This window comes from Nonomuraea coxensis DSM 45129 (assembly GCF_019397265.1).
Taxonomy (GTDB): domain Bacteria; phylum Actinomycetota; class Actinomycetes; order Streptosporangiales; family Streptosporangiaceae; genus Nonomuraea; species Nonomuraea coxensis.
Genome location: NZ_CP068985.1, coordinates 5,194,941 through 5,216,357, shown reverse-complemented (window position 1 = coordinate 5,216,357; position 21,417 = coordinate 5,194,941). Strand labels below are relative to the sequence as shown.

General features: G+C 73.2%; 26 protein-coding genes. 13 read left to right on the top strand and 13 right to left on the bottom strand.

Annotated elements, in window-relative coordinates; all coding sequences use genetic code 11:
- Window positions 1-35: 35 nt before the first annotated feature.
- Both Nocox_RS24650 and Nocox_RS24645 read left to right on the top strand, forming a co-directional pair.
- Window positions 36-890 carry an HARBI1 family protein gene (locus tag Nocox_RS24650; RefSeq protein ID WP_219495500.1) on the top strand — a complete coding sequence of 285 codons (855 nt, stop codon included), beginning with the start codon at window positions 36-38 and terminating at the stop codon, window positions 888-890.
- Between the two features lie 18 nt (window positions 891-908).
- A complete protein-coding gene (locus Nocox_RS24645) occupies window positions 909-1,112 on the top strand; it encodes a hypothetical protein (RefSeq protein WP_020540128.1) in 204 nt (67 codons plus the stop codon).
- 101 nt (window positions 1,113-1,213) lie between these two features.
- Here the strand turns inward: Nocox_RS24645 and Nocox_RS24640 are convergent, their stop codons facing one another.
- From Nocox_RS24640 to ppk2 (Nocox_RS24625), 4 genes are all read right to left on the bottom strand, one after another.
- On the bottom strand, window positions 1,214-1,567 hold the full coding sequence (locus Nocox_RS24640; RefSeq protein ID WP_020540129.1) for a hypothetical protein: 354 nt from the start codon (window positions 1,565-1,567) through the stop codon (window positions 1,214-1,216).
- Between the two features lie 137 nt (window positions 1,568-1,704).
- Window positions 1,705-2,469: a DUF899 family protein gene (locus Nocox_RS24635; protein ID WP_020540130.1), complete on the bottom strand. Its 765-nt coding sequence runs from the start codon at window positions 2,467-2,469 to the stop codon at window positions 1,705-1,707.
- A 121-nt stretch (window positions 2,470-2,590) separates the two neighbouring features.
- A complete protein-coding gene (locus Nocox_RS24630) occupies window positions 2,591-3,544 on the bottom strand; it encodes a DUF8094 domain-containing protein (protein ID WP_026213728.1) in 954 nt (317 codons plus the stop codon).
- Window positions 3,545-3,699: 155 nt separating this feature from the next.
- Window positions 3,700-4,626, bottom strand: coding sequence for a polyphosphate kinase 2 (gene ppk2, locus Nocox_RS24625; protein ID WP_020540131.1), 927 nt, complete (start codon window positions 4,624-4,626; stop codon window positions 3,700-3,702).
- A gap of 169 nt (window positions 4,627-4,795) precedes the next feature.
- On the opposite strand from ppk2 (Nocox_RS24625), the gene Nocox_RS24620 reads away from it, so the two are divergent.
- Both Nocox_RS24620 and Nocox_RS24615 read left to right on the top strand, forming a co-directional pair.
- Complete coding sequence (locus Nocox_RS24620) at window positions 4,796-6,064, top strand: chymotrypsin family serine protease (protein WP_020540132.1); 1,269 nt, start codon at window positions 4,796-4,798, stop codon at window positions 6,062-6,064.
- Between the two features lie 485 nt (window positions 6,065-6,549).
- Entirely contained in the window at window positions 6,550-6,789 is a 240-nt protein-coding gene (locus Nocox_RS24615; protein ID WP_020540133.1) for a hypothetical protein, read from the top strand.
- A 38-nt stretch (window positions 6,790-6,827) separates the two neighbouring features.
- Here Nocox_RS24615 and Nocox_RS24610 read toward each other — a convergent pair whose 3' ends face one another.
- The 3 genes from Nocox_RS24610 to Nocox_RS24600 form a co-directional block, all read right to left on the bottom strand.
- Window positions 6,828-7,562 (bottom strand): dienelactone hydrolase family protein, encoded by a 735-nt coding sequence (locus Nocox_RS24610; RefSeq protein ID WP_020540134.1) that lies wholly within the window; start codon window positions 7,560-7,562, stop codon window positions 6,828-6,830.
- A gap of 233 nt (window positions 7,563-7,795) precedes the next feature.
- Window positions 7,796-8,089 (bottom strand): TraR/DksA C4-type zinc finger protein, encoded by a 294-nt coding sequence (locus Nocox_RS24605; protein WP_020540136.1) that lies wholly within the window; start codon window positions 8,087-8,089, stop codon window positions 7,796-7,798.
- A gap of 102 nt (window positions 8,090-8,191) precedes the next feature.
- Window positions 8,192-8,521: a hypothetical protein gene (locus Nocox_RS24600; protein WP_157382723.1), complete on the bottom strand. Its 330-nt coding sequence runs from the start codon at window positions 8,519-8,521 to the stop codon at window positions 8,192-8,194.
- Window positions 8,522-8,685: 164 nt separating this feature from the next.
- Here Nocox_RS24600 and Nocox_RS24595 point away from each other — a divergent pair, with 164 nt between their 5' ends.
- The 6 genes from Nocox_RS24595 to Nocox_RS24570 all read left to right on the top strand — a co-directional run bounded on the left by Nocox_RS24595 (window position 8,686) and on the right by Nocox_RS24570 (window position 14,657).
- Complete coding sequence (locus Nocox_RS24595; protein ID WP_020540138.1) at window positions 8,686-9,186, top strand: SigE family RNA polymerase sigma factor; 501 nt, start codon at window positions 8,686-8,688, stop codon at window positions 9,184-9,186.
- On the top strand, window positions 9,183-9,971 hold the full coding sequence (locus Nocox_RS24590) for a hypothetical protein (protein WP_020540139.1): 789 nt from the start codon (window positions 9,183-9,185) through the stop codon (window positions 9,969-9,971). The genes Nocox_RS24595 and Nocox_RS24590 overlap by 4 nt, the downstream gene beginning before the upstream one ends.
- A 111-nt stretch (window positions 9,972-10,082) precedes the next feature.
- On the top strand, window positions 10,083-11,855 hold the full coding sequence (locus tag Nocox_RS24585; protein WP_020540140.1) for a SpoIIE family protein phosphatase: 1,773 nt from the start codon (window positions 10,083-10,085) through the stop codon (window positions 11,853-11,855).
- Window positions 11,856-12,010: 155 nt separating this feature from the next.
- Complete coding sequence (locus Nocox_RS24580; RefSeq protein WP_051112387.1) at window positions 12,011-12,322, top strand: STAS domain-containing protein; 312 nt, start codon at window positions 12,011-12,013, stop codon at window positions 12,320-12,322.
- A complete protein-coding gene (locus Nocox_RS24575) occupies window positions 12,319-14,250 on the top strand; it encodes a SpoIIE family protein phosphatase (protein WP_020540142.1) in 1,932 nt (643 codons plus the stop codon). The genes Nocox_RS24580 and Nocox_RS24575 overlap by 4 nt, the downstream gene beginning before the upstream one ends.
- Window positions 14,247-14,657: an ATP-binding protein gene (locus Nocox_RS24570; RefSeq protein WP_020540143.1), complete on the top strand. Its 411-nt coding sequence runs from the start codon at window positions 14,247-14,249 to the stop codon at window positions 14,655-14,657. The genes Nocox_RS24575 and Nocox_RS24570 overlap by 4 nt, the downstream gene beginning before the upstream one ends.
- Here the strand turns inward: Nocox_RS24570 and Nocox_RS24565 are convergent.
- Complete coding sequence (locus tag Nocox_RS24565) at window positions 14,652-15,257, bottom strand: TetR/AcrR family transcriptional regulator (protein ID WP_020540144.1); 606 nt, start codon at window positions 15,255-15,257, stop codon at window positions 14,652-14,654. The genes Nocox_RS24570 and Nocox_RS24565 overlap by 6 nt on opposite strands.
- Before the next feature lie 90 nt (window positions 15,258-15,347).
- Between Nocox_RS24565 and Nocox_RS24560 the strand changes: the two genes are divergently transcribed.
- Window positions 15,348-16,376 (top strand): glycoside hydrolase family 113 protein, encoded by a 1,029-nt coding sequence (locus Nocox_RS24560; protein ID WP_020540145.1) that lies wholly within the window; start codon window positions 15,348-15,350, stop codon window positions 16,374-16,376.
- Here the strand turns inward: Nocox_RS24560 and Nocox_RS24555 are convergent, their stop codons facing one another.
- Window positions 16,377-17,033 (bottom strand): helix-turn-helix domain-containing protein, encoded by a 657-nt coding sequence (locus Nocox_RS24555; RefSeq protein ID WP_020540146.1) that lies wholly within the window; start codon window positions 17,031-17,033, stop codon window positions 16,377-16,379.
- 234 nt (window positions 17,034-17,267) lie between these two features.
- On the opposite strand from Nocox_RS24555, the gene Nocox_RS24550 reads away from it, so the two are divergent.
- Window positions 17,268-18,107: a universal stress protein gene (locus Nocox_RS24550; protein ID WP_020540147.1), complete on the top strand. Its 840-nt coding sequence runs from the start codon at window positions 17,268-17,270 to the stop codon at window positions 18,105-18,107.
- 36 nt (window positions 18,108-18,143) lie between these two features.
- Complete coding sequence (gene ppk2, locus Nocox_RS24545) at window positions 18,144-18,956, top strand: polyphosphate kinase 2 (protein WP_020540148.1); 813 nt, start codon at window positions 18,144-18,146, stop codon at window positions 18,954-18,956.
- On the opposite strand, the gene Nocox_RS24540 is transcribed toward ppk2 (Nocox_RS24545), so the two are convergent.
- The 4 genes from Nocox_RS24540 to Nocox_RS24525 all read right to left on the bottom strand — a co-directional run bounded on the left by Nocox_RS24540 (window position 18,934) and on the right by Nocox_RS24525 (window position 21,220).
- Window positions 18,934-19,170 (bottom strand): hypothetical protein, encoded by a 237-nt coding sequence (locus Nocox_RS24540; protein WP_020540149.1) that lies wholly within the window; start codon window positions 19,168-19,170, stop codon window positions 18,934-18,936. The genes ppk2 (Nocox_RS24545) and Nocox_RS24540 overlap by 23 nt on opposite strands.
- Before the next feature lie 69 nt (window positions 19,171-19,239).
- Window positions 19,240-19,923, bottom strand: a complete 684-nt coding sequence (locus tag Nocox_RS24535; RefSeq protein WP_033407773.1) for a CBS domain-containing protein — start codon at window positions 19,921-19,923, stop codon at window positions 19,240-19,242.
- 5 nt (window positions 19,924-19,928) lie between these two features.
- Window positions 19,929-20,537, bottom strand: a complete 609-nt coding sequence (locus tag Nocox_RS24530; protein ID WP_026213730.1) for a CBS domain-containing protein — start codon at window positions 20,535-20,537, stop codon at window positions 19,929-19,931.
- Between the two features lie 2 nt (window positions 20,538-20,539).
- Window positions 20,540-21,220 carry a CBS domain-containing protein gene (locus Nocox_RS24525; protein WP_033407712.1) on the bottom strand — a complete coding sequence of 227 codons (681 nt, stop codon included), beginning with the start codon at window positions 21,218-21,220 and terminating at the stop codon, window positions 20,540-20,542.
- Window positions 21,221-21,417: the final 197 nt, after the last annotated feature.

The following is a 21,417-nucleotide window of genomic DNA, read 5'->3' as shown; positions in this document are numbered from 1 at the left end:
TGACTAGAGATCAACTTCAGAACCAGAGGCTTCACGTGCCCACTAGTGTCACATACACCGCGACCCTCGACGTACGTCGCGAGACTGTGCTGTTCCTGGCCGCCCTGCTGCACACTGAACGCCGCCGTCGCGGCACCCGCAAAGGACGCCGGGCGCTGGGCTGCTTCGCCCAGGCAGTCTTGATCCTTCGCTGGTTCCTCGACAACACCCGGATCAAGCAACTGGCCACCGACCACCACATCAGCCGCAAGACCGCCTACCGCTACCTGCACGAAGGCATCGACGTCCTGGCAGCCCACGCCCCCGGCCTGCGGCAGGTGCTCGACAGCGCAGCCGACACGGGCCTGACTCACGTCAACCTCGACGGCATCGTCATCGCCACCGACCGCGTCGCCACGCCCGGCCCGAACGGCGCCGACCTGTGGTGGTCGGGCAAACACAAGCACCACGGCGGCAACATCCAGGTGATCTCCGCCCCGGACGGCTGGCCGTTGTGGGTCTCCGACGTACGCCCCGGCCGCGAACATGACATGACCTGCGCCCGCACCCACGGCATCATCGCCACCCTGGCCACCGCGCGGGACACGGTGCCGGCCCTGGCCGACCTGGGATATGAAGGCGCCGCCGACGTCATCCGGGTGCCGGTGAAGAAGAAGCGCGGCCAGGCCATACTCAGCGACGACCAGCACACCTACAACAAGCTGCTGCGGGGCCTGCGCGGCGTCGGCGAACGCGCGAACGCCCTGCTCACCGTCACCTTCAAGGCTCTGCGCCGAGTCAGCCTCGACCCCTGGCGCATCGGGCAGATCGTCCGAGCCGCACTCGTGCTACTGCACCGCGAGCACGATTGGACCATATCGGCATCACACAACGCGATCTTCGGTTACTGAGAACGACTCAGTGAGAAGGTGGATGACCAGGAGCGGCTGGCATCGCTGACTCCAGGACAGGTTGACGCGCTGAACAAGCTATTGCGGAGGCAGTTCACCGGAAGTCGCCGTTCGGGGCTGATTCAGCAAGTCGTCTTTCTGATCCTGGCTTTTCTGCTCGGTTTTGTCGTCAACTGGCTGTCCGGCCCTGTGCTGGGAATCGTGCAGCATTGGTTGTCCTGAAGTCCCGGGGCGTCGTGGAGCGCCCCGCCCCTCCTTCACCTGATGCCTGATGCCTGGTGCCTGTGATGAGGGGCGGGGCGCTTCACCGCTTCCAGCGGCTGTCAGACGGCTCTCCAGGCCGTGCACTGGTTGTTCGTGCCTGAAGGCCGCCAGCAGAACCTGACGTCGGTGGGATTGGACCTCAGGGTGTGGTTGTAACAGACGTTGGTCCAGATGGGCGCGTCATAACGGATGAGCGTGCCTCCGCTGTACCTCACCGTCCCCCAGACGTCCGAATCGGGCCAGGTGCCGAGCTGCCGGCAGACGTTCAGGTTCGCGTGGTTGGAGCTGATCTCCGCGAACCCCCAGTCGTTTCCGATCCTGAACGAATGCGCCTCCGCGGGGCCGGTCATGGCAAGGGCCGTCGCGGCCGCGGCGATGGCCACCTGCCCTGCCCGCATGATCTTCGTACGCAAGGTCGTCTCCTTCTCCGAAAGCCGAACTGACTTGAGTCTCGCGTCGGGGAAAGGCTCGGACCAGGACAGCAGCCGGACATTCACCGGCAAGCGCGCGGCCGTGAAGGTGCCGGGCGGCGGGGTGACGAACGGCGGCGTCAGTGGTGGTGGCCGCGCCGACCCAGAGTGTCCGCCGGAGTCGCGCCGGGGCGGGTCCACTGGGGCACGGGGCGGCTCTCCGGGCCCCAGGTGGCGTGCCCGTCGGCGTCGGAACGCCAGTACCAGCAGGCGTGGCGGCCCTCCGGCCAGCCCTCGGGCTTGTCCTCCCACGTCTCGCCCCGGCCGTACGGCGTCAGGTCGAGCAACGCCATGGACCCGTTGACCGGCTCGTTGCCGCGGCCCGTCGTGGAGTAGGTGAGGAAGACGCGCTCGCCGTCGCGCAGGAAGCAGGTCAGGTAGCCCATGTCGCCGCCGACCGGCTCGGCCACGTCACGCACCGAGTACCAGGGCTGGGTGTAGCCCATGAACGCGACGTACGACGCCACCTCCTCCCACCGGCCCGTGGTCACCACGGCGAACGAGACGCCGCGGGCGTTGAGGTAGACAGCGTCCTTCAGGTGCCAGGCCGTCGTGGTGCAGCCCTCGCACTGGCCCTGGTGCGGCGCGCCGTCGTACCACATGTGCTTGTAGACGACGAGCTCGTCGCGGCCTTCGAACAGGTCCAGGAACGGGGCCGGGCCGTCAGGCCCGACGACCTCGGCGGTTCCGTCGAACTCCACCATCGGCAGCCGGCGGCGGGCCGCGGCGAGGGCGTCGCCCTCGCGCGTGTGGGCCTTCTCGCGGATCAGCAGCTCGTCGCGGGCGGCCTGCCAGGTGGCCAGGTCGACGACGGGCGGGTGGCCGGGCGGCGGGGTGGTCGTCATGGTGTCCTCCGGATCGTGGCGCGCCGGGGGCCTCGTACGGCGGCCCGGCGACGGTCACCGGTGCAGACCGGTGACCTCGCCCGAACTCATCGGACATGGCGGCGACGGTTCCGGCGACGGTTCAGGAGAACCAGTTGGCGCCCAGCTCCTCGATGGTCCTGCCGCCCTTGGGCACCAGCAGGGCCTCGCTCAGCACCTGGTTGACGCTCTGGCTGCTGTTGATCAGGGCGAACAGGAAGAACGAGCCGCCGTCCGCGGTACGGAAGCCGAAGATCGAGCCGTGGCCCGCGAAGCGGACGTACAGCCCTTTGTACACGGCGGGGAACGCCTTGCGGCTGAAGCTGTCCTTGGCGAGGCGGTAGCCGGAGGCGCCCTCCTTCTTCTCGTGGTTCCAGAAGTTCCGGTACTCCTCGGCCACGGCGGCGGCCATGTCGTCGTCCATGTCGGTGACATAGCCGTCGGCGTCGAGCAGCGGCTTCGGCATCCGCCGGCCCCAGTGGATCGGGGTCGCGACGGCCAGCCTGAACGCCTGCCCGGGGGAGCGGAAGAACGCGAGCACGTGCGGGCGGGCACGGCCCTTGGTGTCCTTGTACGTGGCCCGCGCGACGAACCAGTCGCCGTTCGGCGGCTGCTTGTCCGGCCGGGGCAGGTAGATCACCGGGGCGCCGGTCAGGGCGATCGGCTTGTGGCCCGGCTTCTGGCCGGACTCCTCGTGGTTGCGTTCGAGCACGCCCTCGTGCAGGGCGCCCTCGATGAACAGGGCGTCGAGGCGGGTGTTCTGGCGCCACCACCTGGGCTTCCTGAGCGTCGCGTTGTACGCGCTCACCCAGGCGCGCATGGCCCGCGCCGCCTCCGGGGCGGTCAGCGGGGGCCGGGTGGGGGAGGGGGCGGGGGTGGACGGCGTGAGGGGAGGCGAGGTCGCGGGCGCGGAGGCCGTCGCCGGTGGGCTGGGCGCGGGCGAGGCGGCCTGGGACGGGGCGGAGTCGCCTGAGGGCCAGGTGATGCGCCCGGGGACGGCGGCGCAGCCGGCGGCCAGGCTCGCGGCCAGAGCCGCGATCAGCAGTGTTCTCCGCACCGGCATCGACCCCCCGAGAGTGAGCAAAGGCATGACCGAAAGAGAACTTATCGGACATCCGGTGGGGGCCGTGCGCTCGGAGCGACGGCAGAGTCAGGTGCGGCGGTCAAGGGGCGCCGAGCCAGGGTCGCAGTTCCTGGGCGCCTGCCGGCGGGCTACGGCGAGTCGGGCAGGGTGTGGTCCTCGTCGAAGATGTCCCCGGCCGAGATCACGATGAGCGGGTCGGGCGTGCCGACGACCTCGCGGTCCTTGCCCTCGTAGTCGAAGAGGCTGAGCACGTGCCGCATCGCCTCCAGCCGGGCGCGCTTCTTGTCGTTGCTCTTGATGACCGTCCACGGGGCGCGCTCGGTGTCGGTGTGCAGGAACATGTCCTCCTTCGCATGGGTGTAGTCGTCCCACTTGTGCAGCGAGGCCAGGTCCATCGACGACAGCTTCCACTGCCTGACCGGGTCCACCTGGCGGATGATGAAGCGGGTGCGCTGCTCGGCCCGCGACACCGAGAACCACAGCTTGACCAGGTGCAGCCCCGACTCCACCAGCAGGTCCTCCAGCCGCGGCGTCTGCTCGATGAACTCGAGGTACTCCTCCTCGGTGCAGAACCCCATGACCCGCTCCACGCCCGCCCGGTTGTACCAGGAGCGGTCGAACAGCACGATCTCCCCCTTCGCGGGCAGGTGGGCGATGTACCGCTGGAAGTACCACTGGGCGCGCTCGCGCTCGCTCGGCTTCTCCAGGGCCACGACGGTCGCGCCGCGCGGGTTGAGGTGCTCCGTGAACCGCTTGATCGTGCCGCCCTTGCCGGCCGCGTCGCGTCCCTCGAAGAGGATGACGAGCCGCTGGCCGGTGTCCTTGATCCAGTACTGCAGCTTGACCAGTTCGATCTGCAGCAGCCGCTTGTCGCGCTCGTACTCCTGGCGTGACAGGCGGGAGTCGTACGGATAGTGCTGGCGCCAGGTGTCGACCGGGCGGCCGTCGGCGCGCAGCAGCACCGGGTCGTCCTCCTCGCGGTCGTCCACCCACAGGCCGGGGGTGGCGTCGAGCAGGTCCGGTGTCGGGGTGTCGGCGCGGGGGCTGGTGTCCATGGACTCTCTCTTCACGCAAAGCGGGCCAGGTATGCGTGTCCGCAGGTCACGGACGGAAATTCAGGTGACCGCGCAGTCTCCAGGAGCACCCCCGCAGGCGGTAGAAGGACGCGGTGCCTGGCGGCGGAGCGCGCTGTGATGGCCCTTCATCGAACGCATGGGGGGAACCATGTCGAGAAAAATCCGCTTACGTCTCATCGCTGGGGCCGCGTGCGTCCTGCTGCCCGTCCTGGGCGCGGGAGCCGCCTCGGCCGCCCGGAGCGGCCACGACCCGGTACGCGAGCGGGTCCCCGACGGCAAACCGCCGATCAGCGACGCGACGGGGCCGCGCGAGCCCGTGCCCGGCGGGTTCGCCGGCTGGGCGGAGCTGTTCACCGAGCAGACGCGGCTGAACGCGGCGGCCGACCGCGTCCTCGACGCCGCCGAGAACGCCGAAGGCTACGCGGGGATGATCGTGGCCCCGGAGAACCACGAGGTCCGCGTCTACTGGCACGGCGAGGTGCCGCCGGCCGTCCAGAGCGCGCTGGAGGAGGGACGGCTGCGCGCGCCCGTACGGGTGCTCCCGGCCGCCTACAGCCAGGCGCGGCTCCTGGCCGAGGCCGCGGAGTGGACCGAGTCCGGCCAGGTCACGGGCGCCGCCCCGGCCCCCGACGGCAGCGGCGTGCGCCTCTCGGTCGCTGCCGAGGACGTCTCACCCGGCGCGCTGCTGCGGCCCACGGGGGCGAGCGCGCCGATCACCGTGGAGGGCGGCGAGGAGATGAGCCCGGCGTGGGACCGGCGCGACGACGTCCCCAGCTACTACGCGGGCGGCCGCACCAGGAACGCCGCCTCCGGCGCGGGCTGCACCTCCGGCTTCGCCGTCTACGACAAGAACGGCTCCCCCGGCTTCCTCACGGCCGCCCACTGCGGCAAGCTCTGGGACGCCTTCTACGACGGCGGCGGCACCGGCGACCCGGCGAACCGGATGGGCGAGTACTCCTGGTACGTCACCAAACGCGACGCCGCGATCGTGCTCGCCGACGCCACCGCCAACGCCTTCGACGGCAGCCCGTCCTCCGCCTCGAACGCCCAGGTGGTGGCCCTGTGGAAGGCGCACGTCGGCAACTTCGTGTGCAACTCCGGGGCCAGCCTCGGCCAGGTCTGCCTGATCAAGGTGACCGAGGTGGGCTGGAGCGGCACGTACACGAACGGGCAGAAGGTCAAGCACATGGTGCGCGCCAAGCACGTGTCCGGCGGCTGCGCCGTGGCCGCGGGCGACAGCGGCGGCCCGATCTTCTCCTACCCGGGCGCGGCCTGGTGGCAGGTGGCGGCCCAGGGCATTGTGTCGGCCTGGGGCAAGCAGGTGTACTGCGGCGGCCTCGACGGCGGGCGGGTGCTCACCTTCCCGCGCGTCTGGGACGTGGACAAGGAGTTCGGGGCGCTGCTGCAGGTCTGGTGAGGCACAGGGCGGCCTGAGTCCGGCCGCCCTGCGTCGGCAGCTTGTCCAGACGGAGGTCGCGGCGGCGGCGAACGCCGAAGTCGTACGGGCCAAGCTGCGAGCGCTCGCCCCGCTCCCGCACGACGACGGGACGAGGTCATCCTCAAGGTCGTGTACCGGCCTCCCGTCGTCGTATCTCGGGATTTGGTACCGCTCGCCGGAGTTGAGATGAATATCACCTTGGCGACCGTGACCCCCCGTTCCACGGGAGAAGTTGTCCCTCGCGAGAGGTAAGGAAACCCACCTGCGGGATGACGATCCTTAGCCGCCGAGCGCCCCGCGCGCCGCGCCGGGCACGCGCGCGGGGCATACTGCGAGATGGCGCGCCCCCCGAACGCGCCGGGACGGCGACGGATGCGGAAGCGCCGGGTGTGACCCGTCGTGTCCTGGGCAAAAGCCCTCCTGATCGCATGCCCGTACGACGACTCCCCACCGAAAGGGCCACCATGACCGCCGACCAGCCCCTCGTCTGCCCGACCTGCCAGGGCGTGCTCGTCGCCCCCGACAACAGCGCCTACACCGCCGCGCGCGGCCGGCTGATCGTCAGCAACGGCTACTGCCAGGGGCACCGCGCCGATCCGCGGCAAGCCCGGGCGGCCGAGACGCCCGCGAGCCCCGCCGTCACCGCCCCCGCGCCGCAGCGGCGGCCGGCGCAGGTGGCGGCTTCCTCCACCCCCGCCCCCTGACGCCCGGCGCCGGGAGGCGGGAGGAAGGGCGGGGAGCCCTACCCGGCGAGGTGCCGGGCGAAGAACCGCAGCGCGCTGCCGGTCTCGGGCTCGGGGATCTCCTCGTGCCCGCCGGGGTTGGCGTGCAACGTCCTGCCGGGCGAGGCCAGGGCGTCGAACAGCGCCAGGCCGTGGTCCCGTGGCACCCTGTCGTCGTCCCACTGCAGCAGGAACAGCACGGGGACGGCGACCTCGGCGGCGCTCTCGGTCAGGCCGTGCGCGCCGAGCAGGCCCAGCACCGCGGCGCCGATCCGCGGCTCGGCGGCGACGAGGGGGACGCCGAGCCCGCAGCCCATCGACATGCCCCAGTAGCCCGCCGGCCCGTCGCCGACGGCGTCGAGCTCCCGGAGGGCGGTGAGGACGGCCCGCCATTCGGGCACGGCCTGCCGGGCCAGGAACGCGTGCATGGTGGCGAGGTGCCCGCCGGCGTCCTCGCCCGCGGCCATGCCGGCCCTCAGCCCGGCCATGACCTGGAAGAACTCCTCGGTCTTCGGCCGCTCGCCGTGGTGGGGCGCGTCGATCGCGGCCACCGCGAAGCCGCCCTCGGCGGCGAAGCGCCGCGCGCGGGCCTCGACGCCGGGGGCCTTCTTGTGCTGCCCGCCGCCGTGCCCCATCAGGATCAGCGGGCGGGGGCCGGCGGCGTCACGCGGCGTCCAGAGCACGCCGGGGATCTCGCCGAGGGTGAACAGTCGTTCGTCGACGCCGTCGGACGACGTCAGGGAAGTGAAGCGCAAAGCGGCTCATGCCTTTCGGGATGACTGCTGCGGGCGCTCCCTAGGCCATGCGAGGGAGGGAGCCCCGATCTGTCACAGCGTTGATCGGTCTCACCTCCTCAGGTCGTGGCCGATGCACGGCGACGCCGAACCTATCACGACATCGCCGTCGATGATCACGTGACCGCCGGGCGGGACGAGCGCGGCGGCGGCGGCCACCGGATCGTCCCGCACGCCGGTCGACGGGCAGGCCGTCAGGCCGCCCGGGGCGGGGTCTCGGCGCAGCCGTCGCAGTGACGGCGCTGAGGCCGCCGCATGAGCTGTTCGAACGGGATCAGCGCGCCGCAGCGCAGGCAGGTGCCGTAGCATCCGCGGTCCATGCGCTCCAGCGCCGCCTCGATGGCGGCCGCCCGGCGCGCCGACCGGGCGTCCCGGTGGCGCCTGGCGGCGGCGAGCTGGTCGTGCAGCAGCGCGCGCAGGCTCTCCAGCCGCTCCAGGTGCTGGTCGTAGTGCCGCATGAGGTCGTGAAGGGATCCAACGCCGGCCATGACGAAGATCGGCTCCTTCTCGGAAGGGAAACCACGGGGAAGGGCCACGACCCGCGACGGCGGGCGGCCCGGAAGGTACGGGGAACGTGGGGCGGGAGGCGGTCAGCTCCGAGGCGGGCTGCGCGAGCCCGCGGCACAGTGCCCGAGCTGCTGGGGGTTCCTGAACGCGGCCGGCTCGGCGCACGTCCCCGACGGCAGCGCCAGGTGCGCCTCCGCCTCGGCGTCGCGGTCACCGCGTGGCCAGGGCGACAGCGCGTGGAGCTCACGGGTGGTGACGTGCTGCGCGGGAGGCAGGCTCGACAGGCGGGCGTCCAGGCCGTCGGGCGTCCAGCCGGAGTGGGAGACCGACGCCGAGGCGTGAGCGGCGCCCGCGGCGGAGCCGGCGTTCGTGCAGACCATGAGCACCATGGACAGCAGAACCAGGCCCATCACGCCGAGACGTGCGATGGACCCGGGTGCAGTCCGCCACGGTCCCGTCATACCGGTGACCATAGCCCAGACGACACCAAAAGGCATGTACATCCGCGAGCCGCTGTCAACCGAAACCCCCTCCCGGCCGGTAGTCATCGCCGGAACCGACAAGACGGAGCTGATCGATGGACGACGGGTTCGCCGAGTACGTGGCGCAGCGTCACCTGCGCCTGTGCCGGACGGCATATCTCCTCGCCCGGGACTGGGGCACGGCCGAGGACCTGGTGCAGACGGCGCTGGCCAAGGCGTGGCTGGCCTGGCGGCGGATCGAGGGCAACCCCGATCCGTACGTCTACCGCATCATCGTGAACACCCACTCCTCCTGGTGGAGACGGCGCTGGCGGGGCGAGATCCCGGCCGCGACCCTGCCCGACACGGCCGACCCGCGCGACCCGGCCGCCGAGGTGGAGGACCAGGACGCGCTGTGGAACGCGATCGGCGCCCTCTCGCCGCGCCAGCGCGCGGTGGTCGTCCTGCACTACTTCGAGGGCCGGACGCTCACCCAGGTCGCCGACATCGTCGGCTGCTCGACGGGAGCGGTGAAGAGCCAGCTCGGCCGGGCGCTCACCCGGCTGCGCGTCGATCCGGACATCCAGGCCATGACGTTGGAGAGGACCTCGCGATGAGACACACGGAAGCGACGAGACACACGGAGAGCGACCTGCGCGCGCTGCTCGGCGCGCGCGCCCACGATTCGGCCGGGCGCGAGCCGGCCGCGAGCCTCGGCGCGATCGTCCGGCGGGGCCACCGCCTCCGCAGGGGCCGCCGCGTCCGCCGGGCGCTGACCGCGGGCGGCGCGCTCGCCGCCGCCGTCACGCTGGCGTTCACCCTCCCGATCAGCCGGCCGGAGGCGCCGCCGGTCTCGACGGCCGCGAGCGGGCCCGCGGACACGGCCCGGATGGGCCGCGCCCCCGAGCCGCCCGCGACGTTCCCGGTGGTGCTGTCCACCGAACGGTTCGAGCTGCCGCTCATCCACGCCGAGCGGTTCTCCACCGTCGGCGTCCCCCGGACCGTCACCTTCACCCCGGCCAGCCACTACACCGGATACAAGGTGGTCTGCGCCGACCCGCGGGCCTGGGTCGTCACGGTCGCCGCCACCAAGAGCGGGGAGCCGAGCGGCACGACCGGCCGGTGCGGGAAGGAGGGGGGTGGCGGGCACCACGACGGGCTGTCGGCGCCGTCCGGCTGGCTGAAGCGCCCCCAGTCCGTGGAGGTCTGGGTCTTCCCGGCGGACGCCCCGATCAGGAAGGTGATGGAGCCGATCGTCGGCTGCGACCGGACCGGGTGCGACGAGAAGGGCCAGGCGTGGGCGCTGGCGAATCCCGAGGTGCGCGACCGCCTGGCGGCCGAGGTGGGCGAGCAGCCGGGCGCCTGGGCCGTCGGCGTCTACGACGCCCCGCGCGAGAAGTAACGACACGGCGACGGCACGTCACGCGGGCGAGGCCGGTGGTAATGGGATCAGGTCCGGCGGGTAGGGGGAGCGGGAGGTGAGTCGGAGAACGCCGGACCATGCGGGCCGCCGGTGTCAGGAGCGGCCCCCCGGGCCATCCAGGCGGAGGACGGACGGCTCGCGGGTCACCCGGCCGAGGACGGACAGGCGGAGGACGAGCGCGTGGAGAGCGGGCGGGCCGAGAGGGGGCGGGCCTGGCGGCTGCCCGAGCTCGTCGACGCCGGCGCGTACATCGTGGACGACCACGGCCTCATCGTCGAGGTGAACGCCCAGGCCGAGCGGCTGGTCGGCCGCCGGGCCGCCGACCTGCTCGGCCGCGACGCCCATGAGCTGCTGCACCGCGACAGCCGGGGCGAGTCGATCCCCGGCATCCGCTGCATGGTGAAGCAGGCGTTCCTGTCCGGCCGCACCCTCCGCAGCGAGCTCGCCTGGTTCGAGCGCGGCGACGGCTCCCTGACGCCGGCGGCCTGGACCGTCGCCCCCTGCGAGCTCGCGCCGGGGCGGCGGGGCGCGCTGGTGCTCTTCCATCAGGTCGACCCGGCCGTGCTTCCCGGCCCGTGGGCGGCCGACGCCGAGGGGCCGCTGTCGGAGCTGGACCGGCTGGCCCTGCTCGCGGAGACGACGACCACGCTCACCTCCACCCTCGACGTGGAGGAGATCCTGCGCCAGCTCGTCCGTCTGGTGGTGCCGCTGCTCGCCGACTGGGCGGTCGTGGACCTGCTCACCGAGGAGGGCGGCGTGTCGCGGCAGCTCGTCGTGCACCACGAGAACGGCGTGCTCGTCCACCACGAGGACCTGGAGGGAGGCATGCCGCCCGTCCCGGAGGCGTCCTCGATGCCGCTGTCACGGGCGCTGCGCGGGGTCACCGCGGCCCTGGCGGGGCCCGAGACCTACCGGGGCCGGCCCGACTCGGCCCTCGCGGTCGTCCAGCAGGAGCTGTTCCGGGCGACGGGCATGCACTCGGCGAGCATCGCGCCGATCCGCGGCGTCAGGGAGACGCTCGGGGCGCTGACCCTCGGCCGGTCCGGCCGCCACGACGCGTTCACCCAGGGCGAGCTGCTGCTGGCGGAGGACATCGCGCGCCGCGCCGGGCTCGCGCTGGACAACGCCCGCCTGTACGAGCGGCAGCGCCGGGTCGCCGAGACCATGCAGCGCCACCTGCTGCCGCGGCTGCCGGTCGTGCCGGGCGTGCGGATGAGCGCCAGGTACGTGCCCGCGCCCGGGGCCTCGCAGGTCGGCGGCGACTGGTACGACGCCTTCCCCCTGCCCAGCGGCGCGACCGCCCTGGTGATCGGCGACGTCGTCGGCCACGACCTCGATGCCGCGGCCGGCATGGCGCAGATCTGCAACATGCTGCGCGCCTACGCCGGCGACCAGGACGAACCGCCGCACGCCATCGTGGACCGGCTCGACCAGGCCGTGACGCGCATGGTCCAGCCCGTCATGGCCACGATGGTCCTCGCCAGGATGGAGCCCGCGCCGTCCGGCCACTGGACGCTGCGCTGGAGCAACGCCGGCCACCCGCCGCCGCTGCTGGTGGAGCGCGACGGGCGGGCCCGCTACCTGGAGGAGGGCCACGGCCTGCTGCTGGGCACCGGCATGCGCGCCTCGCGGCCGGACGCCGCCGTCGAGCTGCCGCCTGGCTCCACGCTGCTGTTCTACACCGACGGGCTGATCGAGTCGCCGAGCCGCATCCTCGACGAGGGGCTCGGCAAGCTGGCCGCCTGCGCCGCCGCGCTGGCGGAACGGCCTCTGGACTCCTTCTGCGACCTGCTGCTGTCAGGCGTGCGGCCGGACGACAACGACGACGACGTGGCCATGCTCGTCCTGCGACTGCCGGGCTGAGCGGGCCTCCCGGTGCGACGTACCCCTGACACAGCCCGGTGGTTGCGGAAGAATACGCTAGTGCAACCCGTGTGAGACGCAGAGTCGCGGAGTCGGTAGGTCGTGGCGTTCATGCCGGTTTCATCTCTCGAACGGTATTGGAGGGGGTCCACGCCATGCATGAGGCGTCGGTCGACACCAACGACGACGGCGCGCTGCGCGTGACGCTGCGCGGCGAGATCGACTTCACGAACGCGGCCGAGATTCACAAGATCATCACGGACGCCGTGTCCGAGCGGCGTCCCGCGGCGGTCCGCGTCGACCTGGCCGGGGTGACGTTCATCGACTCCACGGGGATCGGCGTGCTCGTCGACGCCATGCGCGTGGCCCTGGCCGCGCAGGCCGACTTCCGCGTCGAGAACCCCACCCGGCGCATGCTGGACCAACTGCGCACGACCGGGCTGCTGACGGCGTTCGGCCTCGAATGACGGACCCGCTGGAGGGCTACCGCGGCCGGCTGGCCGACCTCGACGACCGCCTCGCGCGGGTGCGCTCCCACCCCGAGGTGCTGCTGGCGCGGGCGAGCGGCCTGCTGGCCGGGCGGACCGGCTGCCGGGTGGGGGAGGCCCACGCCTACCTGGTGCGGCTGGCGGCCGAGCGGCGGCGGCCCGTCCAGGAGCTGGCCGGCGAGGTGCTGGCGGCGCTGGAACGCCTGCCCCCGCGCGGGGAGGCCGGACTGGCCGCCACGGTGGAGGCCGCCCTGCCCGCCCGCCGCGGCCCCGCCCGCCACGCCACCCTGCCACCGCCGGGGCCGCTGACCCCGCCGCTCCCTGCGTCGCCCCCCGCGCCGCCGCGGCGGGCGTGGATCGAGGCGGTGCGGCAGGTCCTCGACACCCTGCCCGAGCGCCGCATCCTGATCCTCCCCGAGTACGACCCGGCGGGCCAGGTCGCCGACTACGTCATCGCCGCCGCCGCCCCGTCCGTGGTGGACCTGTCGGGGCGCGGCGGCGCGGAGATCGTCGGCCGCAGGATGAGCGAGATCTACCCCACGATCGTCGGCGGGCCCATCTGGGACGCCTGGCGCGAGACGCTGCGCGACGGCCGCCCGCGCGAGGTCGGCCCCGTCCCCTACGCCACCTCGGCGGAGCGCGCGCCCGCCGAGGTGCCGCTCACCGTGAAGGTGTGGCCGGTCGGCGGCGGGCTGCTGCAGAGCTGGGTCCGCCACGACGAGGAGACCCGGCTGGCCGAGCGCATCGCCCAGACCGAGCGCCTGGGCAACATGGGCTGGGCGGAATGGGACCTCGTCACCGGGCAGACCCGCTGGTCGGCGGGGCTCTACCGGATCTACGAGCGCGACCCCGCCGCCGGGCCGCTGCCCCGCGAGGAGAGCGAGGCGCTGGTCCTGCCCGAGGACCTGCCCGTGCGCCGCGAGGCGGCGGAGGCGTTCGGCCGCGGCGAGGCCGTGGACGCCACCTTCCGCATCGGGGTGGCCGGCCGGGTCAAGCACGTCCGCACCGTCGTGGACGCGGTCCGCGACGGCACGGGCGCCCCGGTCAAGGTGTACGGGATCGTCCAGGACGTCACCGCCCGCGAGACCAGCAGGCTCAGGCTCACCGAGATCGAGGAGCAGCTCCGCGAGCACCAGCGCATCCTCGCCGCCGAGCACGAGCTGGCCGGGCGGCTCCAGCAGATCGTGCTGCCGATGCCGCGCGAGCCGATCGACCTGCCCGGCCTGCGGGTCGCGGTCCGCTACCTGCCCGCCGAGCAGGTCAGCAGGGTCGGCGGCGACTGGTACCACGCCGCGCCCGCCGGCGACGGCGCCGTCCTGCTCGCCGTGGGCGACGTGGCCGGGCACGGCATCGAGGCGGCCGCCGCGATGGCCCAGCTCCGCCACGCCCTGGCCGCGCTGTCCGTCACCACCACCCGCGACCCGGCCCGGCTGCTCGCCGCGCTCAACCGGCTGCTGTTCGCGGGCGACCCGACCGGCCCGCCGCGCGGCGGGGTGCCCGTGACGGCCACCGCCGTCGTGGCCCGCTACGAGCCGGCCACCGGCCGCCTGGTGTGGGCCCGAGCCGGGCATCCTCCGCCGCTGCGGGCCCGCGCCGGCCGGACCGTCGAGCTCGACCGGCCCGGCGGGCCGCTGCTCGGCGCCTTCCCCGACGCCCGCTACTCCACGACCTCCACCCGCCTGCGCCCCGGCGACGTGCTGCTGCTCTACACCGACGGCCTCGTCGAGCACCGCCGGCGCAACCTCGACGAAGGGCTCGCCTCCGTGCTGGCCGTCCTCGACCGGATCACCGCCGAGCCCGCCCCCCACCCGCTGGCCGACCTGCTGAAGCAGCTCCGCCACGCCAACCCCGACGACGACACCTGCATCCTGGCCGCGCGCCCCCTCCTCCCTGGGGAGGCGCGATGAGCGAGTCCCCGCCCCCGGACACGCCGCCGCCCGGCCCGCAGGCCCTGCTGGCACGCGAGTTCGACCGTCACACGCTGGTCCGGCTCCGGCACGAGGTGGAGCGCGCCTGCCGTGGACGGGGGCTGACCGGGCTGACCCTGTACCGCTTCGTCGTCGCGGTCAACGAGATCACCACGAACGCGGTGCGGCACGGCGGCGGGCACGGCCGGCTGAGCCTGTGGCAGCAGGGCCGGAGGCTCTACTGCCGTGTCCTCGACCAGGGGCCGGGCGGCGCGGCCGAGCCCCGCCTGCCGCCGCCGGACCATCCGCGCGGCAGGGGTCTCTGGCTGGCCAGGAACAACGTCGAGCGCTTCACCCTGCACTCCGACACCCACGGCACCACCGTCGTGCTGGAGACGTCGTCATGAGCCCGCCGCGCCGCCCCGGCCGCGCACCAGCGGCAGGAACACCTCGTCGACGATCTCGACGAGGACGTCGTCGGGCGCGGTAGGGACGCCGCGCACCACGAACTCGTCGCGCAGCAGCACCATGGCCACGGTGGCGACCCGCGGGTGCAGCGCCTCAGGGGCGGCCTCGCCGCGGGCGACCGCGCGCCCGAGGATGGTCAGCCAGGTGGCGGCCGTCGTGTCGGTGGACTGCTCGGGCAGGTGGGCCAGGAGGCCGGTCGCGCCTCCGGCCGCCGCCATCAGCTCGCGCAGGATCATGCCGAGCGGTGAGCTCCAGTGCCGGTTGGCCCTGCGCAGCATCTCCAGGGCGTCCTCGCGCAGGTCGCCGGTGTCGGGAGGCCGGACGGTCGCGGCCAGCAGGCGGTAGGCGGCCACGCCGAGGGCGAGGCGGTTGGGCCAGCGGCGGTAGAGGGCGTTCTTGTTGGTGCCCGCGCGGGCGGCGACGCGGTCCATGGTGAAGCCGGCGTAGCCGGACCCGGCCAGCTCGTCGGCCGCGGCGCGCAGGATGGCCTCCTCCAGCGCGGCGCCGCGGCGGCGGGGCCGCTTCGTCGAATCGCTCACGTCCGTACCCTAGCGGAACGGAGTTGTGCCCTGCCCGACATGCGTCTACGGTACTGCTCGTACCCTAATCGAGGAAGGGGGCGTGCTGCCGTGCGCGCCAGAGGCATCAGCTACGAGACCGGCTTCCGCCACAAGGGCAAGCTCTCCCGCCGGAAGTTCGACCCCGCCATGGTCCGCCGCGAGCTGCGGATCATCCGCGACGACCTGCACTGCACCGCCGTCCGCGTGATCGGCGGCGACCCCGACCGGCTGGAGTTCGCCGCCGCGTACGCCGCGGAGCTCGGCCTGGAGGTGTGGTTCTCGCCCTACCCACTGGAGCTCACCCCCGGGGAGTGCCTGGAGCTGTTCGCCGACTGCGCGGAGCGGGCCGAGCGCGTGAGGCGGAGCGGCGCCGACGTCGTCTTCGTCACCGGCGCCGAGCTGAGCCTCATGAACCCCGGCTTCCTGCCCGGCGGCGGTCTCAGGGAACGGCTCGACCTGCTCCTGCGGGGCGAGGGACTGCCGGAGCGCGTCGCCGAGGTGAGCTCCCGGGTCAACGACTTCCTCGCCGGGGCCGTGGCGCTGGTCCGCGAGCGGTTCGGCGGCCGGGTCACCTACGCCTCCATCCCGCTGGAACGCGTCGACTGGACGCCGTTCGACCTCGTCTCCGTGGACCTCTACCGGTCGGCGGAGACCGCCGGCCACTTCGAGGAGGGCGTGCGCGCGCTGGTGGCGCAGGGCAAGCCGGTCGCCGTCACCGAGTTCGGCTCGGCCGGCTACCGGGGCGCGGGCGACCTGGGCGCCACCGGCCTGGACGCCGTCGAGTACGACGACGAGCGCGGCCCGGTCCGGCTGCGCGGCGTGTACGAGCGCGACGAGCCCGGCCAGGCCGCGTACGTGCGCGAGCTGCTGGAGGTGTTCGACGCCGCGGGCGTGGACAGCGCGTTCGTGTTCGTGCTCGCCCTCTACGACCACGTGCACCGCCCGGACGGAGACCCGCGCGAGGACCTCGACCTGGCCAGCTACGGCATCGTCAAGGTGCTGGAGCACGGCCGTGGCACGACCTACCCCGACCTGCCGTGGGAGCCGAAGGAGGCCTTCGCCGCCGTCGCCGCGCACTACGGCGCCCCGGCCAGGTGATCACAGCCCGTGGATGCGCCGCCCCGTGATCTGCTGCGGGACGATCCTGACGTACAGGTGGCGCTCGCCGCCCGCCCACGGCGTCACCTCGCATCCGGCCGCCGTGGCCGCCTCCTCCTCCGGCACGTGGTGCGCGGCTCCCTGGACCAGCACGCTCCACCCCTCCCTGCGGGCCTCGTCGATGCGGTCCACCTCGAAGGCGATCTTGATCTCGACGCCCGCCACGCCCGACCGCAGGTCCTGGTCCATCGGCCCGCCGTAGGCGGTGCGGAAGACGACCGCGCCGCGGTGCATCTTGAAGTTCACCGGCAGCACCGTCGGGCCGTGCGAGCCGGAGAAGGCCACCCGCCCGATCCCGCCCGGCGCGATCAGCCGCCGGCACTCCTCCTCGCTCAGCACCTCCAGCGAGGGATGGGCCATCGCGGGGCCGCGCCCGGGAGGGCGGTCGCGGCCTCCGCCGAGCAGCTCGTCCATCGTCGTGCCCAGGGCGTCGGCCAGCCGGTGCAGCGACCCGGTCTCCGTCATGTCGGCGTGCTCCTCCAGGTACTGCAGGTAGCCCGCCGACATCTCGGCGCGCGCCGCGACCTGCTCGCGGGTCAGGCCGAGGCGCTCACGGTGATGGATCAGGCGCCGGCCCAGATCGCCGGTTCCGGTCATGATGGTTCCCCCCAGTCCCTAGGCCGCCCGGCGGCCGGCGTCGGACGGAGCCGCGCCGGTCGCCGGAGCGGTGGCCATGTCCTCGACGCTACCCCCGCGGCTCCGGGCCAGCCATGGCGGCCCGGCCCGCCCGCGGGCCGTTGGACCCGGCGCCCCGGGACCTCCGGCCCTGCACCCGGCCACCGCCGGCGCGGTCGACTTGAGGTGTCAGCAGGAGCGGCCGAGGAGGAAGTCATGATCGTTGTGGGTGTCGACGGATCGGTGGCGGCGCGGGCCGCCGTGGAATGGGCCGCCGCTGACGCGCTGCGGACGGGGGAGTCGCTGCGCATCGTGCACGCCGTGGACCGCACGCCGTACCAGATCGGCAGGTTCCCCAACCCCGTCCTGCCCGACGTGCTGCTGCGCGAGGGCCGCAGGATCCTGGACGAGGCGGTCGCGCTGGTCCGCGAGCGGCAGCCGCACGTCGAGGTGGAGACCCGCGAGGTGGAGGGCGCCGCCGCCGTCGTGCTGCGCGAGCAGGCCGAGGACGCGAGCGAGATCGTGGTGGGCAGCCGGGGGCTCGGCGGCTTCGCCGGGGCGCTGCTCGGCTCGGTCAGCACGCACGTGGCCGGGCACGTCCGCTGCCCCGTCGTCGTGGTACGCGCGCAGCGGCAGCCCGTGAGCGGCGAGATCGTGGTCGGCGTCGACGACTCGCCCGAGTGCCGGCCCGCCCTCGCCTACGCCTTCCGCCTGGCCGAGCTGCGCGGCGCCAAGCTGCGGGTGGTGCACGCCTGGCAGCTTCCCGTGCACGCGTTCGCGCCGGAGATCGCCTACGACGTGGACGAGATCCGCGCCGCCCAGCACCAGCTCGTCATCGGCGCGCTGGAGCCCCTCCGCGGGGAGCACCCGGACGTCGAGGTCATCGAGGACACGCCCTCGGGGCACCCGGTGGACGTGCTGACCGCCGCCGGCGCGCAGGCCGACCTCGTGGTGGTCGGCTCGCACGGGCGCGGCGCGGTGGGCTCGGCCCTGCTCGGCTCGGTCAGCCGCGGTGTCCTCCACCACGCCCGCTGCGCCGTCGCCGTGGTGCGCTGATCCTTGCCCCGGCGGCCCGGGGCAGGGTTGGCTGCCATGATGAGCACCGACGCGGGCAACGGCCGGTTGAAGCGCAGACCGTACGAGAAGGAGCTGTTCCGCCTCCAGGCGGAGCTGGTCAAGCTGCAGGAGTGGGTGAAGGACGGCGGCCACAGGGTCGTCGTGATCTTCGAGGGCAGGGACGCCGCCGGGAAGGGCAGCACGATCAAGCGGGTGGCCGAGTACCTCAACCCGCGCGTGGCCCGGATCGCCGCCCTGCCCGCCCCCACCGAGCGGGAGCGGACGCAGTGGTACTTCCAGCGCTACGTGGCGCACCTGCCGGCGGCCGGGGAGATCGTGCTGTTCGACCGGAGCTGGTACAACCGGGCCGGGGTGGAGCGGGTGATGGGTTTCTGCACCCAGGAGGAGTACACCCGGTTCCTGCACCAGTGCCCGATCTTCGAGCGGCTGCTGGTCGAGGACGGCATCCTGCTGCGCAAGTACTGGTTCTCGGTGAGCGACGCCGAGCAGGAGCGGCGCTTCCGCGCCCGGTCCGGGGACCCGATGCGGCGGTGGAAGCTGTCGGAGATGGACCTGGAGTCGATCACCCGGTGGGAGGACTACTCGCGGGCCAAGGACGAGATGATGGTGCACACCCACATCCCCGAGGCCCCCTGGTACGACGTGGAGAGCGAGGACAAACGGCGGGCCCGGATCAACATGATCGCCCACCTGCTGGCCTCGATCCCGTACCACGAGGTGCGGCGGGCGCCGCTGGAGATCCCCGAACGGCCGCCCCCCACCGGCTACCGCCGCCCACCCCGGCTCGGGTCCCAGATCCCCGACGTCACCCGCGACCTGCCGGAGTGACGTCCCGCGCGGACCGGGCCGCGAGCACGCCGATGGCCGCCGCGGCCACCCTGAGCCCTTGCGTCTCGGAGTCGTACAGGCGGATCCACCACGAGGCCCAGGCGTCCGTCAGGTCCGGGAAGCACCCGGGGGCGTCGTCCTGCGTGACGGACTGCCCCGTGGCGAGGAAACGGGCCAGGGTGAGGCACAGGACGACGGTCCAGACCGCGGCCACCGCCGCGGGGACCCGGCGGGGGCCGTCGAGGCTACCGCGCCAAGATCATTCCGGGGAAGGGGGCGGAGGTCAGGCTCCGCCCCACATGGGGATGTCGGCGACGTCGTCGCGCTTCCAGCCCATCTCGTCGCGCACCGCCACGACGCCGTCCACGCTCCCGGTCACCCGCGCCGCCGTCATCGCCTCGCTGTGCCGGTCGACCGCGCCGGCGAGGGTGACCACGCCCTCGCTCACCTCCACGTCGACCCCCGGCGGGACGGCCGCCGCCACCAGGGCCTTGATCTCCTGGTCGGGGCGGACGAACACCTTGATCAGGTCGCGCCGGCTGACGATGCCGGCCAGCCGCCCGCCGGCGTCCACGACCGGCAGCCGCTTGACGCCGTGCCGGTCCATGAGCCGCGCGGCCTGGACGACGGGCGTCTCGGGGGTGACGACGTGGGCGGGCGAGGTCATCAGCTCGCCGGCGGTCTCGCCGAGCGCCTTGCGGCGGCCGCTGCCCTCGCTGCCCGCGTGGTGGCGGACGCGGGCGCGCAGCGGCGGCCGGTAGTCGTCGCCGTAGTAGCGCTCCTTGAACTCCTCCTTGGCCAGCAGGTCGGCCTCGGAGACGACGCCCCTGACGCGGCCGTCGTCGTCGAGCACGGGCACGCCGCTCACGCCGTGCCTGATCAGCAGCTCGGCCACGACGTGGAAGGACGCCTTCTCGTTGACGGCGGCCACCTGGGTGGTCATGACGTCCCGGACGGTCGTTCTCATGGTGATCACCTCGGATGCCTGACCCGGACGATGCCGGGGACGGTGCGGGCGAGCACGTCGGCGACCTTGTCCGCGTGCTCGTGGCGGGGGCCGCGCAGTTCGGCGACGCCGTCGTGCACGGCGACCGTCCAGTGCGGGCCCAAGGGGTACTGCTCGCGCAGCGCGGCCTCGACCGCCGCGCGCAGTTCCTCGTCGCTGCGGGCCAGCATCGCCATCAGGTCGCGGCGGCTGACCATGCCCACGATCTCCTCGCCCCGCAGGACGGGCAGGCTCTTGATCCGCCTGCCCACCATGAGCTCGATCGCGGCGGTGACGTCGGTGGTCTCGGTGACGGTGACGACCGTGCCGCCGGTGACGGCGGTCATGACCTCGTGCACCTGGCGGGGCGGCGGCGCCTCGAGGAGGGGCAGGCGGCGCGCGGTGGCGCGCGGGTCGGGTCCGAACTCGCCGCGCAGGAGGTCCAGTTCGCTGACGACGCCCACCAGGCGGCCGTCCTCGTCCACGACAGGGGCGGCCGTGATGTCCTTGCCGTGGAGCACCCGGACGGCGTGCCGCACCGAGTCGGTGCGGCGTACCGTGATCGCCGGGGTGCTCATGACCTCGCGCACCAGCATCGCTACCGCGCCTCCCACTTCGTGTCGTCCTGCTTCCAGGTCAGCTTGTCGACGACGCCGACCACGCCGTTGACCCGGCTGGTCATGCGCACCGCGATGGCCGCCTCGGTGCGGCGGTCCATCCAGCCGGTGAGCGTGACGACGCCCTGGTGCACCTCCACGTGGACGCCCGCGGTGTCCACCCACAGCGCCTGGTCCAGGATCTCGTCGCGGACCTCCTTGACGATCTCCTCGTCCGGGCGCAGGAACACCTTGACCAGGTCGCGCCGGCTGACGATGCCGGTCAGGCGGCCGTCGTGGTCCACCACGGCCAGCCGCTTGACGTCGTGGGCGTCCATGAGCCGGGCGGCCGAGACGGCCGTGGCCTCGCCCGTGACGGTGACGGCGGGACTGGTCATCAGCTCCGCGGCCGTGTCGCCCTCGGCCTTCTGCCGGCCCTTGGGGTGGCGCAGCCGGGCGCGCAGCGGGGGACGGTAGCCCTCGCGGTAGAACTCCTCGCGGAACTCCTCCTTGCGCAGCAGGTCGGCCTCGGACACCACGCCGACCACGTGGCGGTCGTCATCGACGACCGGGACGGCGCTGATGCCGTTCTCGATGAGGGTCTGGGCGATGTCCTTGAACGGTGTCCCCTCGGTGACGGAGACCACCTCGCCGGTCATGACGTCCGCTACGGTCATTCGCATGCCTGCCTCCTTTGCGGTCGCCTCCATGACATCTCCCGGCCGTCCTGGGCAGTAGGGACGGAAGTCCCCGAGGGGGCGGTCCTTGGTCAGGCCGCACGCCGGCCGGGCCGCCACGGGGCCCGACGCCTCTACCCGGAGGGGACCTTCGGCCCTCATCGGCCACCGTTCCCCGTGATGGGCTGGTCGTATCGTCCGCT